The sequence below is a fragment of the Pseudomonas soli genome (assembly GCF_900110655.1).
GTDB lineage: Bacteria > Pseudomonadota > Gammaproteobacteria > Pseudomonadales > Pseudomonadaceae > Aquipseudomonas > Aquipseudomonas soli.
In genome coordinates this window covers 155447-168165 of record NZ_FOEQ01000011.1, presented here as the reverse complement: position 1 = coordinate 168165, position 12719 = coordinate 155447, and the positions used below count along the sequence as shown (strand labels likewise).

The following is a 12719-nucleotide window of genomic DNA, read 5'->3' as shown; positions in this document are numbered from 1 at the left end:
AGAGCAAGAGCAAGAGCAAGAGCAAGAGCGGAAGGTTTTAGTGTGGATTAAGGCATGTGATTTTATTGAGCAGCAGCCCTATCCTCGTATTAATTAGCGACAGGGCTACTGTATAAAAAAATATCAAGGCGAACTAGGATCACTCGCCGGGAAAGTTTCATCCAACGCGTTATCGACATTACTCTCCTTCGGCTGACTCACCTCCCCACATTTGCAATCACCCATGCGACAAGGCTCACCATTACGGTGTCCCGTCGCACACGCTTCGCAGCAGTAAGCCTTGCCATCCTGGACCACGGCATTGGCATCCACGGTGCAGGAACAGTGGTTGCAGGAACAACGTTGCTCGTTCATCAGCGTTCTCTCCGCTCGTCTTCAGGGGTGACCTCGTCGGTCCACGGCTCGCCGTCCAACGGCGCCGAGCGGGCCAGTTCGGCCTCGTCCAGGCCAATGCCGCCACCAATCTCGTGGGCCTCGACATGACGCAGGGTCTGGTCCGCCGGACCGCCCGCCATGCCCGGCTCATCCGGATCGCGGGCACCGGTCTCGTCCAGCAGCGTGTCAGGGCTCAGGTCATCGAGGGTGACATTGTCCTCGTGCAGGCTGTCACTCAGCGCCTCGCCACCGGTCATGCCACTTTCGGCAACGCGTCTCGGTGGATACTCCTCCTCCACCTCCCGCGCCGGTCGCTCGTCGCCAATACGGCCCCGGCGCTCATCGCGGCGTTCGCTGAAATCCAGCTCATGGACACTGCCCATGCGGTCTTGCGTGTCGTCGATCTCGACCGTCGGCTTGGGGTCTTCGGGGATGGGCATGATCGCTCTCCGATTTGTGGGCTCATCCAGTCGACTGCCCCGGCCAGCCAATGATTCAGAGTTTCTGCAGATAGCACCTGCCAAAGCTTTTTTTGAACTCCGCCCACCCCCCTCGCCTCCCACATTAGAGACCCCGCGAACCGTCCGGAGCCCGCCATGCCCAAGCCCCTGCAGGAGTACCAGCGCAAGCGCGACTTCAACGCCACGCCCGAACCTGCCGGCAAACGCGGCCGCACGGGCAAAGCCCATGCCTTGCAGTTCTGCATCCAGAAACACGACGCCAGCCACCTGCACTACGACTTTCGCCTGGAACTCGATGGCACCTTGAAAAGCTGGGCCATCCCCAAGGGCCCCTCGCTCGATCCCAAGGTTCGCCGCCTGGCAGTGCATGTGGAGGATCACCCGCTGGACTACGCCGATTTCGAAGGCAATATCCCCGAAGGCCACTACGGCGCCGGTGACGTGATCGTCTGGGATCGTGGTATCTGGGAGCCCGAGGGCGACCCGCTGGTGGCTTACGCCAAGGGCAAGCTGCGTTTTCGCCTGCAGGGCGAGAAGCTGTCAGGTGTCTGGAACCTGTTCCGCACTCACCTGGCCGGCAAGAAGGAGCAGTGGATGCTGGTCAAGTCCCACGACGCGCAGGCCCGCAGCGAAACCGACTACAGCATCGTCGAAGCCTTGCCGAACAGCGTGCTTAGCGACCGTACCCTGCTGCCGCGCCACCCTGCGAAAACAGCAACTGCCAACAAACGCAAGGCCAAGGCCAGCCCCTCCGCCCTGCCGGACAAGCTCCAGCCGCAACTGGCCACCCTGGTCGATTCGCCGCCCGGTGGTGATTGGCACTACGAGGTCAAGTTCGACGGCTACCGCATCCTCGCCCGCATCGAAGGCGCGGATGTGCGGCTGTTCACCCGCAATGGCCACGACTGGAGTGCGAAGATGCCGCGTCAGGTCGAGGCCTTGAAAGCGCTGGAGCTTGATTCGGCGTGGCTTGACGGCGAGATGGTGGTGGTCGACGACCAGGGTGTGGCTGACTTCCAGGCCTTGCAGAACGCCTTCGACACCGAGCACGACGAACGCATCACCTATTATCTGTTCGACCTGCCCTACCTGGGTGGCGAGGATCTGCGCCAGCTACCGCTGCAGGCGCGACGTGCCACCCTGGCCCGGCTGCTGGAAAACACGCCCTCGGACCTCCTCAAGTTCTCCGCCGACTTCAACGAGCCGGTCGACTCGCTGCTCGACAGCGCCTGCCGCCTGAAGCTCGAAGGCCTGATCGGCAAGCGCGCCGACAGCCCCTACGTGGGCCGGCGCAGCAGTGACTGGATCAAGCTCAAGTGCAAGCAGCGCCAGGAGTTCGTGATCGTCGGTTACACCGACCCGAAAGGCAGCCGCAATGCCTTCGGCGCCCTGCTGCTGGCCCTGCACGACACCGACAGCGGCCAGCTGCGCTATGCCGGCAAGGTCGGCACCGGTTTCAGCGCCACCACGCTGGACAGCCTGCATGCGCGCCTCAAGCCCCTGGAAGTCGACAAGCCGGCCTTGCCCAAGCCGCCCCGTGGCGCCGAGGCCCGTGGCGTGCACTGGCTCAAGCCGCAACTGCTGGCCGAAGTCGCCTACGCCCAGATGACCCGCGAAGGCATCGTGCGCCACTCGGTGTTCCACGGCCTGCGCGACGACAAACCCGCCACCGTCATCGACCTGGAGCGTGCCATGCCCGCCAAGCGCGCCGCGCAGACACCCGCCGAGCCCCTCGGCAGCCTGCGCCTGACCCACCCCGACCGCGTGGTCGACGCCAGCACCGGCAGCACCAAGCGCCAGGTCGCCGAGTACTACGCCCAGGTCGCCGACTGGTTGCTGCCGCAACTCAAGGACCGCCCCGTGGCGCTGGTACGCGCACCGGACGGACTGGGTGGCGAGCTGTTCTTCCAGAAGAACGCCGGCCAGCTGCACATCCCCGCGGTGCGCAGCTACAGCAAGGCGCAAGCCGGCCAGGCGGCGATGGTGCTCAACCGCGCTGACAGCCTGCTGGGCGCGGTGCAGATGAACATGCTCGAACTGCACACCTGGAATGCCACCGACAAGGATTTCGACAAGCCCGACCGCTTCGTCCTCGACCTCGACCCAGATCCGGCACTGCCCTGGAAAGCCATGCTCGAAGCGACCCAACTGACCCTCACCCTGCTCGATGAACTGGGCCTGAAGGTGTTTCTCAAGACCAGCGGCGGCAAGGGCATGCACCTGGTGGTGCCACTGACCCGTCGCGCCGGTTGGGATGAAGTGAAAGACTTCAGTCATGCCCTCGTCGAGCATATGGCGGGCCTGTTCCCGGATCGGCTCAGTGCCGTCTCCGGGCCCAGGAACCGGGTCGGGCGGATCTTCATCGACTACCTGCGCAACGGCAAGGGCGCGACCACGGTCGCGGCGTATTCGCTGCGTGCCCGTGAAGGCCTGCCGGTTTCGGTGCCGATCTGGCGCGAAGAGCTGACCCAGCTCAAGGGCGCCAACCAGTGGCACATCGGTAACCTGCAGGCGCGGCTGGCCGAGGTGGACGACCCTTGGGCGGACATGGCCAAGACCCGGCAGTCCATCACCGTGCGCATGCGCAAGCAGCTGGGAATCGCCTGATGGAGCGCGTGCTCGACCTGTTGCAATGGCCCGCCATGCTGCTGACCGTGGTGGCAGCCTGGTGCATCGGCTCGCAACGCCCGTGCCGGCGCCGCATCGGCTTCTGCTGCTTCATCGCCAGCAACCTGCTGTGGACGCTGTGGGGTTGGTACATCCAGGCCTGGGCGCTGATCGTCCTGCAATTCTGCCTTTGCGCCATGAACCTGCGTGGCTGGAAGAAAAACCTCCAAGGGGAGCCAAGTTGATGAGCATCGTCCAGGACTTCGACCTGACCAATCTCGACCGCCTGCTGCGCCGCTTCGGCGCCCGCCCGCAGGCCATCGACCTCGACACCTTGCTGCCGGAGCTGCTGCAGGCCATGCAGGCCGACCACCTCGACCTGTTGCCCCTGCCCGGCCAGGGCCAGACCCTCAAGCGCTGGCAGACGCTCGCGCGGGTCGCCGGTTGCGACCTGACCCTGGCCAAGCTCTATGAAGGCCATACCGATGCCTTGGCGATCCTCGCCGAATGCGGCGCCGCCCATCATGCCCAGGAGGGGATCTGGGGCGTGTGGGCCGCCGAGCCGCCGGATGCCCGTGCCCGCATCGTCGAGCGGCACGACGGGCAGGTGCGCCTGCAAGGGCGCAAGGCCTGGTGCTCGGGTGCGCTGCAGATCGACCGGGCACTGATCACTGCCTGGGAGAATGACCAGCCGCAGCTGGTGGCCATCGAGTTGTCGCACCCCAGCCAGCGCATCCAGGCCGACCAGTGGCAGGCGGTGGGCATGGCCACCACCACCAGCGTCAGCATCGAATTCGACGACACGCCCGGGCTGGCCATCGGCCTGCCCGGCCAGTACCTCGCTCGTCCCGGATTCTGGCATGGCGGCGCCGGTATAGCCGCCTGCTGGTATGGCGCGGCCGAGGCCCTGGCCGACTACCTGCGCGAGCATTGCCGCATGCCTCGGCCCGACCCACACGCCGATGCCCATCTGGGGGCGGTGGACGCCGCCTTGTACGGCGCCCGCGCCGCCCTTCGCGAATGCGCCGCCTGGATCGACCAGCAGCCCCATGCCGACGCCAGCTTCGAAGTGCGCCGCGCCCGCGCCCAGGTCGAACAGGCCGTCGAGCAGGTGATCCGCCATGTCGGCAGGGCGCTGGGTGCCACGCCCTTCTGCCGCAGCAGCCATTTCGCCCGGCTCAGCGCCGACCTGCCGGTGTACCTGCGCCAGAGCCATGCCGAACGCGACCTGGCCGAACTCGGCAGGCAGGTGACCGGCATGCCGGCGGGAGCCTGGCAGCTATGAGCGAGAACCGTATCCAGGCGGCTGCCGGCACCCCTTGGCGCGACTGGCAACAATCCGCGCACCTGGCCCGCGCCAGGTGGCTCAAGCCCGAACAGCTCTGTCCCCCCGGCCGGCGCCTGGTATTGCTGGCTCCCCACCCGGACGATGAAATCCTCATGGCCGGCGGACTGCTGGCCGGTTTCCATGGGCGCGAGCAGGACCTGCTGCTGATTTCCGCCACCAACGGCGAAGGCAGCCATCCCCATTCCGCCCACTGGACCGAGCACCGCCTGCGCCACCAGCGCCCCCAGGAAAGCCGGCACGCCCTGCAACAGCTGGATCTGGACCTCAACCGCCTGGACTGGCGGCGCCTGAACCTCAAGGACGGCGCCCTGCCCCGCGACGAAGCGTTTTTGGCCAACTACCTGGAGCAACTGCTTGAACCGGACGACCTATTGCTGACTACCTGGCGCGGTGACGGCCACTGCGACCACGAAGCGGCCGGCCGCGCCGCTGCCCAGGCGGCCCAGGCCCGCCGGGTGCAACTGGCCGAGGCGCCGGTGTGGGCGTGGCATTGGGCGACGCCCGATGACCCGCGCCTGCCCTGGCCCCAGGCCCATCGGGTACAGCTCGACGACACCCGCCTGGCGCGCAAACGCCAGGCCCTGGCCGCCCACGCCAGCCAGTTGCAGCCAGACGGCGAGCACCCTCCGGTGCTGCCCGTCACCCTGCAGACCTGCCTGTTGCAGCCTTTCGAACTGATCTTCCTGTAATGGAGTTGCCATGAGCCTCGACGCGCAGTATTTCGCCGACCTGTATGCCGGCAACGACGATCCATGGGCCTTTCGCACCCGCTGGTACGAACGCCGCAAGCGCGACCTGGTGATGGCCAGCCTGCCCAGCCAGTGCTACGGCCGGGTGTTCGAGCCGGCCTGCGCCAATGGCGAACTGAGCGTGCTGCTGGCCGAGCGCTGCGCCAGCCTGCTGTGCCAGGACATCGACGCCACTGCCGTGAGGCTGGCCCGACAACGCCTGGCGGGGGTCGACCATGCCCGCGTCGAACAGGGGCACCTGCCGGGCGATTGGCCGGGCGGGCAGTTCGACCTGATCGTGCTCAGCGAGATCGGCTACTACCTAGACCCCACCGACTGGTTGCAGGTGATCGAACAGTCCGTGGCCTGCCTGGCCGGCGACGGCGGACTGCTGGCCTGTCACTGGCGCCATCCGATTGCCGGTTGCCCGCAGGACGGCGGCCAAGTGCACGCCCTGCTGGCCAGGCACCTGCCGCTGTATCCGCAGTTGCGCCATGAGGAGGCGGACTTCCTGCTCGAGTACTGGTCGTGCCAGCCCCGGGTGGTCGACCTGGACGAGACCTGCCCATGATCGCGGTGATCATTCCCGCCCATAACGAGGCCCGGCGCCTCGGGCACTGCCTGAAGGCCGTGCGGGTGGCAGCTGCGCGGGCCGAAGCCGCGGGCCTGGAGGTCGAGGTGCTGGTGGTGCTCGATCGCTGTACCGACGCCAGCGCGCGCATCGCCAGGCGCCATGGCGTGCACACGCTGGCGCTGGAAGCCGGCAATGTCGGCATTGCCCGCCGCCTGGGGGCGGCCTGGATGATCGAGCGCGGCGCCCAGTGGTTGGCGTTCACCGACGCTGACAGCCGCGTGCCTGGCCACTGGCTGCTGTCGCAGTTGCAATGGCATGCCGACGCGGTGTGCGGCACGGTGCATATCGAGCGCTGGCAACCCTGGCAGGGTGCCGCCTTGCGTCAGCTATACCACAGCCGCTACCAGGCAACGGAAGGCCATCGGCATATCCACGGCGCCAACCTTGGGGTGTGCGCCAAGGCCTATGCCAAGGTCGGCGGTTTCCAGCCGTTGCCGGCCCACGAGGATGTGCAACTGGTACTGGCGCTGGAAGCCATCGGCGCGCAGATCGTCTGGACCGCCAGGCACAGCGTGGCGACCAGCAGCCGCGGGGACAGCCGGGCGCGGCAGGGATTCGGGGATTACCTCGGTGGCCTGGAAGGCCAGATCCCATAGAGACCTGGACACTCCGCAGGATCACGACGCCTTGCGTGGGCGTTTCGGCGCAGGCTTTTTCGCCTTGCTCTTGCCACCGCCACCCAGGCTGCGCTTGAGCAGCTCGGTAAGGTCGATGATGTCCGCGCCCTTCTCCGTCGTGGCGCCCTCGCCTTTTTCCACGGTCTTGATCTTGCCCTTGCTGGCCTTCTCCTCGACCAGATCAAGGATGGTCTGGCGGAACGCGTCGTGGTAGTCATCGGGCTTCCACGGCCCGCTCATGTCCTCGACTAGGCGCTTGGCCATGTCCAGCTCGCGCTTGTCGACCTTGCTGTCGGTCACGCTCTTGTCCAGCTCCAAGGTCTCCAGCCCTCGCACCTCCTCCGGCCAGCGCAGGGTGATCATCACCAGCGCTTCGTCGAGCGGGCGCAGCAGCGCAAGGTGCTGGCGGGTGTGCAGCACCACCGTGGCCAGGGCCACCTTGCCGGTGCTGGCCAGGGTCTCGCGCAGCAAGGCGTAGACCTTGCCGCCCCGGCGGTCCGGGCTCAGGTAATACGGCGTATCGAACTGTTGCAGGGGGATTTCCCCGGCTTCGACGAACGAGAAGATATCGATTGTCTGGGTCGCCTCGGGCCGGGCCTTGCGGATTTCCTCCTCGCTGATCACCACGTAGCGGCCCTTCTCGTACTCCACGCCCTTGACGATGTTTTCCTTGTCGATTTCCTTGCCGGTGACCTTGTTCACCCGCTTGTAGCCGACCGGCTCCATGCTGCGTTTGTCCAGCCAGTCGAAATCCACTCGCTCACTGCGCACGGCGGTGTTGAGGGACACCGGGATGTGTACGAGCCCGAAACTGATCGCGCCTTTCCAGATAGCCCTGGCCATGGCTGGCTCCTATGCGTTCGAGGACAGGCCGGGCTGGCTGTAGCGCAACGCGCCACAGCGTTCGCAGCACTGGCATTGCAGACCGGCGACTTCACGGATCAACTGGCTGCGCCATTGGCAGCCACGCAGCAGGCAGACGAGTTTCATCAGCCACCTCCCTGGCCCACTTCGACGGGGCGCTTACTAGAACTGACTGCGCGGCGCGCGGAAGGTTTATTCGGCTTTGCCCTACGGCAGCGGATTGCCCCCGGTGACGCCAAAAATCTCGCCGGTGATGTAGCTCGACTCCTGGCTGGCCAACAGCACGTACAACGGCGCGCACTCGGCGGGCTGGCCCGGGCGCTTCATCGGCGTGTGCCCGCCGAAGTCGGGGATCTTCTCCGGTGGCTGGCCGCCACTGGGCTGCAGCACGGTCCAGATCGGCCCGGGGGCCACCGCGTTGACCCGGATGCCGCGCTCGATCACCTGCTTGGCCAGGGCCTTGGTGAAGGCGACGATGGCGGCCTTGGTGGTGGCGTAGTCGAGCAGCGTGGCCGATGGCTGATAGGACTGGATCGACGCGGTATTGATGATGGTCGCCCCGGCCGGCATCAACGGCACGGCAGCCTGGCAAAGCCAGAACAACGCGTAGACGTTGGTCTTGAGCGTATGGTCGAATTGCTCGTGGCTGATCTGCCCGATGTCCTTGCGCGCTTCCTGCTTGCCGGCGACGTTGACCAGGATATCGAGTCCGCCGAGCCGCTCGTGGGCCTGGTCGACCAACTGGCTGCAGAAGCGCGGATCCTTCAGGTCGCCGGGCAACGCTACGGCCTTGCGGCCCTCGGCCTCGATAAGCTGCACCACTTCGCGGGCATCACGCTCCTCGGTCGGCAAATAATTGAGGGCGATGTCGGCGCCCTCCCGGGCGAAGGCAATGGCCACGGCCCGGCCGATACCCGAATCGGCGCCGGTGATCAGGGCGCGCCGGCCGACCAGGCGGCCAAAGCCCTTGTAGGTGGTTTCGCCGTGGTCGGGCTTGGGTTGCATGTGCGCATCCAGGCCTGGGGCGGGTTGATGCTGGGCGGGGAATGGCGGATGCGGATATTGGGTCAGGGGGTTCTGTAGGGTGAACTGGTCCTGGGGCTTGCGGGGCATCGGCTGGACTCCTTCGGGTAATGGCTGCGTAAGGTCTGGCGCGGGCAAGCCCGCATACAGGTCCTGTTCTCGACGTGGAAGCCGTCTGGCACCGCACGAGGACCACACAAGTTTCGAGGCAACCGGCTGATGGATGGTTTGCTCAAGCTGAACCCGGCGCCGACAGATGGTCGTCCATCACCTGCCTGACCACGCTGCGCATTGCCAAACGCTCATCCAGGCCTTGCTCGCGGGCCAACCCATAGGCCTGGCGCTGGCGATCGGCACTGCTGCCTTCGCGCAGGATGCGCCGGGCGTGCAGGAAAGAACACTCGGCATCGGCAGTGTCGGCCGGGCATTGCGCCTGCAATTGTGTCAGCCAGACTTCGGCACTCACCGGTTGCTGTTCATGCACGCCAATGAAGGTGGCAAGGCGTCCATGACGCATGGCGCGCCAGTAGTTCTCCTGGGTGATCCAGCGCATTTCCCGGCTGGCGGCGCCAGCGTGCCGCCCCAGCGCATGCTCGACGAGATGGCGAAACAGGCCGGCAATGGCCAAGGCATCCTCCAGCCGCGGACAGCTGTCGCAGATGCGCAGTTCGACGGTCGGAAAGCGCCGCGAAGGTCTGATCGCCCACCAGAAGTCGCCGTCCTCGGCCAACGTGCCGCTGCGTTGCAACAGCGCCCGATAACGCTCGTAGGCGCTCCAGTCCGGCAGCGGTTCCGGCAGGCCCATATGCGGCCATTCCCCGCACACCACGCGGCGGTAGCTCATGTAGCCGGTGTCCTGGCCGCCCCAGTAGGGCGACGAGGTGCTGAGCGACAACAGCAAGGGCAACCAGTACAGCACCCGGTTGATCACCTGCATGCGATCCAGGCCCGGTGGCACCCCGACATGCACGTGCAGGCCGTTCAACAGGCTGCGCCGGGCCACCAGCCGGTAGTCGTCGAACAACTGGCGAAAGTGCGGGGTTGTGCGTGGATGCTGGCGCAACCACTGGGCGCTGGGGTGGCTTGCCGCGCAGTACAGGCCCGCTCCCTCGGCGGCCAGCGCCTGACTCAGGCGCTGGCGTTGCTCGCTGAGGAAAGCGCGGGCTTGGTGCAGCGTCTCGAATACCGGCGAGGCCAGCTCGATCTGGCTGCGGAACATCTCTTCGGCGAAACACGCCCCCAGCACCTTACGGCACAGGCGGGTCAGTGCCGCCGACGGCGAGGACAGCACCCGGCCGCTGTCCAGCGCCACCAGCAGGTACTCCTCCTCGATGCCGAACGTGCAGGGCCGCCCCATGCGCTCATCCGCCGCGGCGGGTGACAGTCAGGGCCACGGCGGCAATGCGCTCGACCTGTTCATAGCCGGGCTCGAGCAACTGCTCGCCGAACACATCCGGGTCCAGCTCCCGGTAGTGCCAGCTCAAGTCAGGGCCGGCCAGGCGCAGGCGGACCGCTTCGAGCAACGCATCGCGCCCTTCGACGATCGCCACCCCGGTGTACAGCAGCAATGTGCCGCCCGGTGTCAGGCGCTCACAGGCCTGCTCGACGATTCGCAGCGACAAGTCGGCGCCGAGCGTCCCGCCGCCGTGGCGGTAGACGCGCTGGCAGGCATCGAGCATGTAGGGCGGGTTGGCGACGATCAGGTCGAAGGTGCCGGTGATGCCCGTGAGCAGGTCGCTGGGCTCGACCGACACATTGGCCAGCCCGGCCAGGGCGGCGTTGACGGCGGTGTAGCGCAGCGCCAGCGGATTTATGTCCAGCGCGCTGACCTGGGCATGGCGCGCGGCGCGGGCAATCAGCAAAGCGCCGATGCCGCTGCCGCAGCCAATATCGACAGCGTGCTGCACGCGCCGAGGGCTGAGCCGCAGGTGATCCTCGATCAGCTGGGCGAAGCGGTAGCTGTCCGGCCCGAAGAATACCGCGTCGCTGCTGTCCGTCGGCCAGGCCGAATGCACCAGCAACAGGTCACCCAGGCTCGACCAACGCACCCGGCTGCGCCACAGCTCGCCGTGCGCCTCCAGCACGTCGGCCGCGCCCAGTTGTTCCAGCTCGTCGGCACTGATCAGCGAAGCCGGGAACGGCCGGCTCCAGCCGAACACATCCCGCAGCGTGCACGCGCGCCGGGCCTGAGGTCGGGCATTGACCCGCGCCTGGGTCGCCGGGGTGACGCAGGTGAAACGGTAGCCGTCGGCATGCAGCCTGCGGCCGAGTTGCAACAAAGCCTCGTCGGCACGGGTCTGCTTCTGGTCGAGTTGCATCATCGCGGCCCTCCCTGAAACAGCCCGGTGGCAGCGATGTAGTCGCGTGTGGCACGCAGGCCCGTGGGTTCGGCGTGCCGGTTACCGGCCATGGCCTCGATCAACGTGGCGATCTCCGAGGCCTGAGCCCGGCCGGGCGCCTCCGCCTGCAGGGCCAACGCCTGTTCCCATTGCCCGGGCGGCACGCGGCGAGGCAGAGGCCCTTGCCAGGTTCCGGCGATCCAATCGTGCCAAAGCTGTTTCTCGTAGGCGCTGAACACGCCGAACATTGCCGCGCCGGGGCCGTCGATCAGTGTCCAGAAACGGCTCTGCGCCGGGTCACTGTCACGCTTGATCCACCCCTGGGTCTGCAGGGCCTCGAGGAACCCGGCCATCGCTCCCGGCTCGGCAAGCCATTGGTTGATGGTGCGTCCTTGCAAACGGCAGCGATCGGAGTGCATGCACTGCCCGAACACGCGCTTGCGCTCCAGCGCGCAGAGCAGTTCGCCCTGCAGGTCGAAGCTGGCGATCAGCGAAGGCGTGTCCATGCCCAGGTCGTTAAGCCGGTAGCCGTGCCTGACACGCGCATAGAAATCTTCATCCCCTGCCGGCGCCAACAGCCGCAGGCTTTCCAGCGAACGCCGGGCATGGCCGCTGGCGGCGTTGTCGATGGTCACGTGCAACTGGAAGTAATGGGCGTCGATACCCAGTTCGGCCAGCTCATGGGTAGTGATCAGCAGGTGCAGCGGCGGCTGCTCATATCCCAGGTTGTAACCGATCACCTCGGGCAGGAAGCGCTCGCAGTGCTGACCGAGAGCCAATTGCACCGAGCCCTGCACGAAACGCGAGGGCTCCAATGGCAGCCCTTGCAGGCACCCCAGGCGGCTGAGCAGGCGCTGGTAGATCAGCACATGGTTGCAGCGTGGGTCACCGTCACCCAGTTCTTCGAGAAAGGTGCGGATCAACCCGTGGTAACGCGGGTCGCGCCAGTGCCGCAAGGTCCCGTGCAACCAGGCGCCGTCGACCACTTTGGTCGGCGCGACCTGTTGCAGGAACCACAACGCCTGGGCGCGAGTGGCGAAGTAGCGCCGGGGCGCGCCCTCGCGCCGCTGACGCAGGTAATGCGCATGGTCGTCAGCGACCTCTGCCGCATGGTGTTCAGCCCATTGGGATAACAGGTCAGGGTCTTCCGGAAGGTCATCCTCGCGGTCGCGCACGCGGCTTAGTTGCGCCTCCAACCAATCCTCGGCGGTGGCATCGTGTCCCGCCAGCAACGCCTGGTAGCGACGCGTCGCATCATCAGTCATGTCGTGTTTGGTTTGCGAACGCACGCTGTCGCGGATCATCGCCACCATGCCGGTTACCTCGCGCTAGGGATTCTGTGGCTTGGTTTCTGGGGTCGGGTTGGCAGTCGGTGGATTACGTTGCTGCATCTGCAGCGAGGGCTTGCTGGGGTCGGCGTCTTTAGCCGGATGGTCGTTGTCGCGGTCGAAGCAACCGGCCAGCAGGCCCAGGCTACCCAACAGGCAAATCAGCGGTGCGATACGCATGGAAACCTCCTGGTGGGGTGTGCGCGGTGCCAGGCGAACCCGGCACCGCGTGCCCTCACTTACGAGCGGCCGCCCTTATGGCCGGACTCGCTCTGGCGATTGCCGCCGCCGGAGCTCTGCCCGCCCTTGCGACCGGCTTCGGACGCTTTTTCGCGGTCATTGGCGAAATTGCCTGGGTTCTTCGTTCCACCCTGGCTGCCGGTCTTGTTGGCGTC

15 protein-coding genes and 1 pseudogene are annotated in these 12719 nt (G+C 66.4%); 6 read left to right on the top strand and 10 right to left on the bottom strand.

The window, feature by feature from the left end; all coding sequences use genetic code 11:
* Positions 1-123: 123 nt before the first annotated feature.
* The gene (locus tag BMY03_RS21185) at positions 124-354 is read right to left on the bottom strand and encodes a metallothionein (protein WP_094012204.1); all 231 of its coding nucleotides are present in this window, start codon (positions 352-354) and stop codon (positions 124-126) included.
* Complete coding sequence (locus tag BMY03_RS21180) at positions 354-815, bottom strand: phosphotransferase system, HPr-related protein (protein ID WP_094012203.1); 462 nt, start codon at positions 813-815, stop codon at positions 354-356. The genes BMY03_RS21185 and BMY03_RS21180 overlap by 1 nt, the downstream gene beginning before the upstream one ends.
* A 156-nt stretch (positions 816-971) precedes the next feature.
* On the opposite strand from BMY03_RS21180, the gene ligD reads away from it, so the two are divergent.
* Genes ligD through BMY03_RS21150 form a run of 6 tightly spaced genes read left to right on the top strand, consistent with a single transcriptional unit; the run spans position 972 to position 6749 of the window.
* Positions 972-3443 carry a DNA ligase D gene (gene ligD / locus BMY03_RS21175; RefSeq protein WP_094012202.1) on the top strand — a complete coding sequence of 824 codons (2472 nt, stop codon included), beginning with the start codon at positions 972-974 and terminating at the stop codon, positions 3441-3443.
* Positions 3443-3688 (top strand): hypothetical protein, encoded by a 246-nt coding sequence (locus BMY03_RS21170; protein WP_094012201.1) that lies wholly within the window; start codon positions 3443-3445, stop codon positions 3686-3688. The genes ligD and BMY03_RS21170 overlap by 1 nt, the downstream gene beginning before the upstream one ends.
* Positions 3688-4728, top strand: coding sequence for an acyl-CoA dehydrogenase family protein (locus BMY03_RS21165; protein ID WP_038706116.1), 1041 nt, complete (start codon positions 3688-3690; stop codon positions 4726-4728). Before BMY03_RS21170 ends, BMY03_RS21165 begins: the two co-directional genes overlap by 1 nt.
* The gene (locus BMY03_RS21160) at positions 4725-5480 is read left to right on the top strand and encodes a PIG-L deacetylase family protein (protein ID WP_038706115.1); all 756 of its coding nucleotides are present in this window, start codon (positions 4725-4727) and stop codon (positions 5478-5480) included. The genes BMY03_RS21165 and BMY03_RS21160 overlap by 4 nt, the downstream gene beginning before the upstream one ends.
* A 10-nt stretch (positions 5481-5490) precedes the next feature.
* The gene (locus tag BMY03_RS21155; protein WP_038706114.1) at positions 5491-6090 is read left to right on the top strand and encodes a class I SAM-dependent methyltransferase; all 600 of its coding nucleotides are present in this window, start codon (positions 5491-5493) and stop codon (positions 6088-6090) included.
* Entirely contained in the window at positions 6087-6749 is a 663-nt protein-coding gene (locus tag BMY03_RS21150; protein ID WP_094012200.1) for a glycosyltransferase, read from the top strand. The genes BMY03_RS21155 and BMY03_RS21150 overlap by 4 nt, the downstream gene beginning before the upstream one ends.
* Before the next feature lie 21 nt (positions 6750-6770).
* Here the strand turns inward: BMY03_RS21150 and ku are convergent, their stop codons facing one another.
* The 8 genes and pseudogenes from ku to BMY03_RS27050 form a co-directional block, all read right to left on the bottom strand.
* Positions 6771-7613 (bottom strand): non-homologous end joining protein Ku, encoded by an 843-nt coding sequence (gene ku / locus BMY03_RS21145; protein WP_094012199.1) that lies wholly within the window; start codon positions 7611-7613, stop codon positions 6771-6773.
* 9 nt (positions 7614-7622) lie between these two features.
* Complete coding sequence (locus BMY03_RS26430) at positions 7623-7760, bottom strand: PSPA7_2676 family Cys-rich small protein (RefSeq protein ID WP_177182941.1); 138 nt, start codon at positions 7758-7760, stop codon at positions 7623-7625.
* An 81-nt stretch (positions 7761-7841) separates the two neighbouring features.
* Entirely contained in the window at positions 7842-8747 is a 906-nt protein-coding gene (locus tag BMY03_RS21140) for an SDR family oxidoreductase (protein WP_023631881.1), read from the bottom strand.
* Between the two features lie 142 nt (positions 8748-8889).
* The gene (locus tag BMY03_RS21135; RefSeq protein WP_094012198.1) at positions 8890-10014 is read right to left on the bottom strand and encodes a carboxylate-amine ligase; all 1125 of its coding nucleotides are present in this window, start codon (positions 10012-10014) and stop codon (positions 8890-8892) included.
* A gap of 4 nt (positions 10015-10018) precedes the next feature.
* A complete protein-coding gene (locus BMY03_RS21130) occupies positions 10019-10975 on the bottom strand; it encodes a methyltransferase (protein WP_094012213.1) in 957 nt (318 codons plus the stop codon).
* The gene (locus BMY03_RS21125) at positions 10975-12309 is read right to left on the bottom strand and encodes an iron-containing redox enzyme family protein (RefSeq protein WP_094012197.1); all 1335 of its coding nucleotides are present in this window, start codon (positions 12307-12309) and stop codon (positions 10975-10977) included. Before BMY03_RS21125 ends, BMY03_RS21130 begins: the two co-directional genes overlap by 1 nt.
* A gap of 15 nt (positions 12310-12324) precedes the next feature.
* Positions 12325-12504, bottom strand: a complete 180-nt coding sequence (locus BMY03_RS21120; RefSeq protein WP_094012196.1) for a hypothetical protein — start codon at positions 12502-12504, stop codon at positions 12325-12327.
* A gap of 59 nt (positions 12505-12563) precedes the next feature.
* Positions 12564-12686 (bottom strand): annotated as a pseudogene (locus tag BMY03_RS27050) (con-10 family general stress protein); the annotation flags it as partial.
* Positions 12687-12719: the final 33 nt, after the last annotated feature.

Coding starts and splice junctions, on each gene's coding strand:
- BMY03_RS21160 (WP_038706115.1), top strand. CDS start 4,725: ATGAGCGAGAACCGTATCCAGGCGGCTGCCGGCACCCCTTGGCGCGAC.
- BMY03_RS21165 (WP_038706116.1), top strand. CDS start 3,688: ATGAGCATCGTCCAGGACTTCGACCTGACCAATCTCGACCGCCTGCTG.
- BMY03_RS21150 (WP_094012200.1), top strand. CDS start 6,087: ATGATCGCGGTGATCATTCCCGCCCATAACGAGGCCCGGCGCCTCGGG.
- ligD (WP_094012202.1), top strand. CDS start 972: ATGCCCAAGCCCCTGCAGGAGTACCAGCGCAAGCGCGACTTCAACGCC.
- BMY03_RS26430 (WP_177182941.1), bottom strand. CDS start 7,760: ATGAAACTCGTCTGCCTGCTGCGTGGCTGCCAATGGCGCAGCCAGTTG.
- BMY03_RS21125 (WP_094012197.1), bottom strand. CDS start 12,309: ATGGTGGCGATGATCCGCGACAGCGTGCGTTCGCAAACCAAACACGAC.
- BMY03_RS21170 (WP_094012201.1), top strand. CDS start 3,443: ATGGAGCGCGTGCTCGACCTGTTGCAATGGCCCGCCATGCTGCTGACC.
- BMY03_RS21135 (WP_094012198.1), bottom strand. CDS start 10,014: ATGGGGCGGCCCTGCACGTTCGGCATCGAGGAGGAGTACCTGCTGGTG.
- ku (WP_094012199.1), bottom strand. CDS start 7,613: ATGGCCAGGGCTATCTGGAAAGGCGCGATCAGTTTCGGGCTCGTACAC.
- BMY03_RS21130 (WP_094012213.1), bottom strand. CDS start 10,975: ATGCAACTCGACCAGAAGCAGACCCGTGCCGACGAGGCTTTGTTGCAA.
- BMY03_RS21185 (WP_094012204.1), bottom strand. CDS start 354: ATGAACGAGCAACGTTGTTCCTGCAACCACTGTTCCTGCACCGTGGAT.
- BMY03_RS21140 (WP_023631881.1), bottom strand. CDS start 8,747: ATGCCCCGCAAGCCCCAGGACCAGTTCACCCTACAGAACCCCCTGACC.
- BMY03_RS21180 (WP_094012203.1), bottom strand. CDS start 815: ATGCCCATCCCCGAAGACCCCAAGCCGACGGTCGAGATCGACGACACG.
- BMY03_RS21155 (WP_038706114.1), top strand. CDS start 5,491: ATGAGCCTCGACGCGCAGTATTTCGCCGACCTGTATGCCGGCAACGAC.
- BMY03_RS21120 (WP_094012196.1), bottom strand. CDS start 12,504: ATGCGTATCGCACCGCTGATTTGCCTGTTGGGTAGCCTGGGCCTGCTG.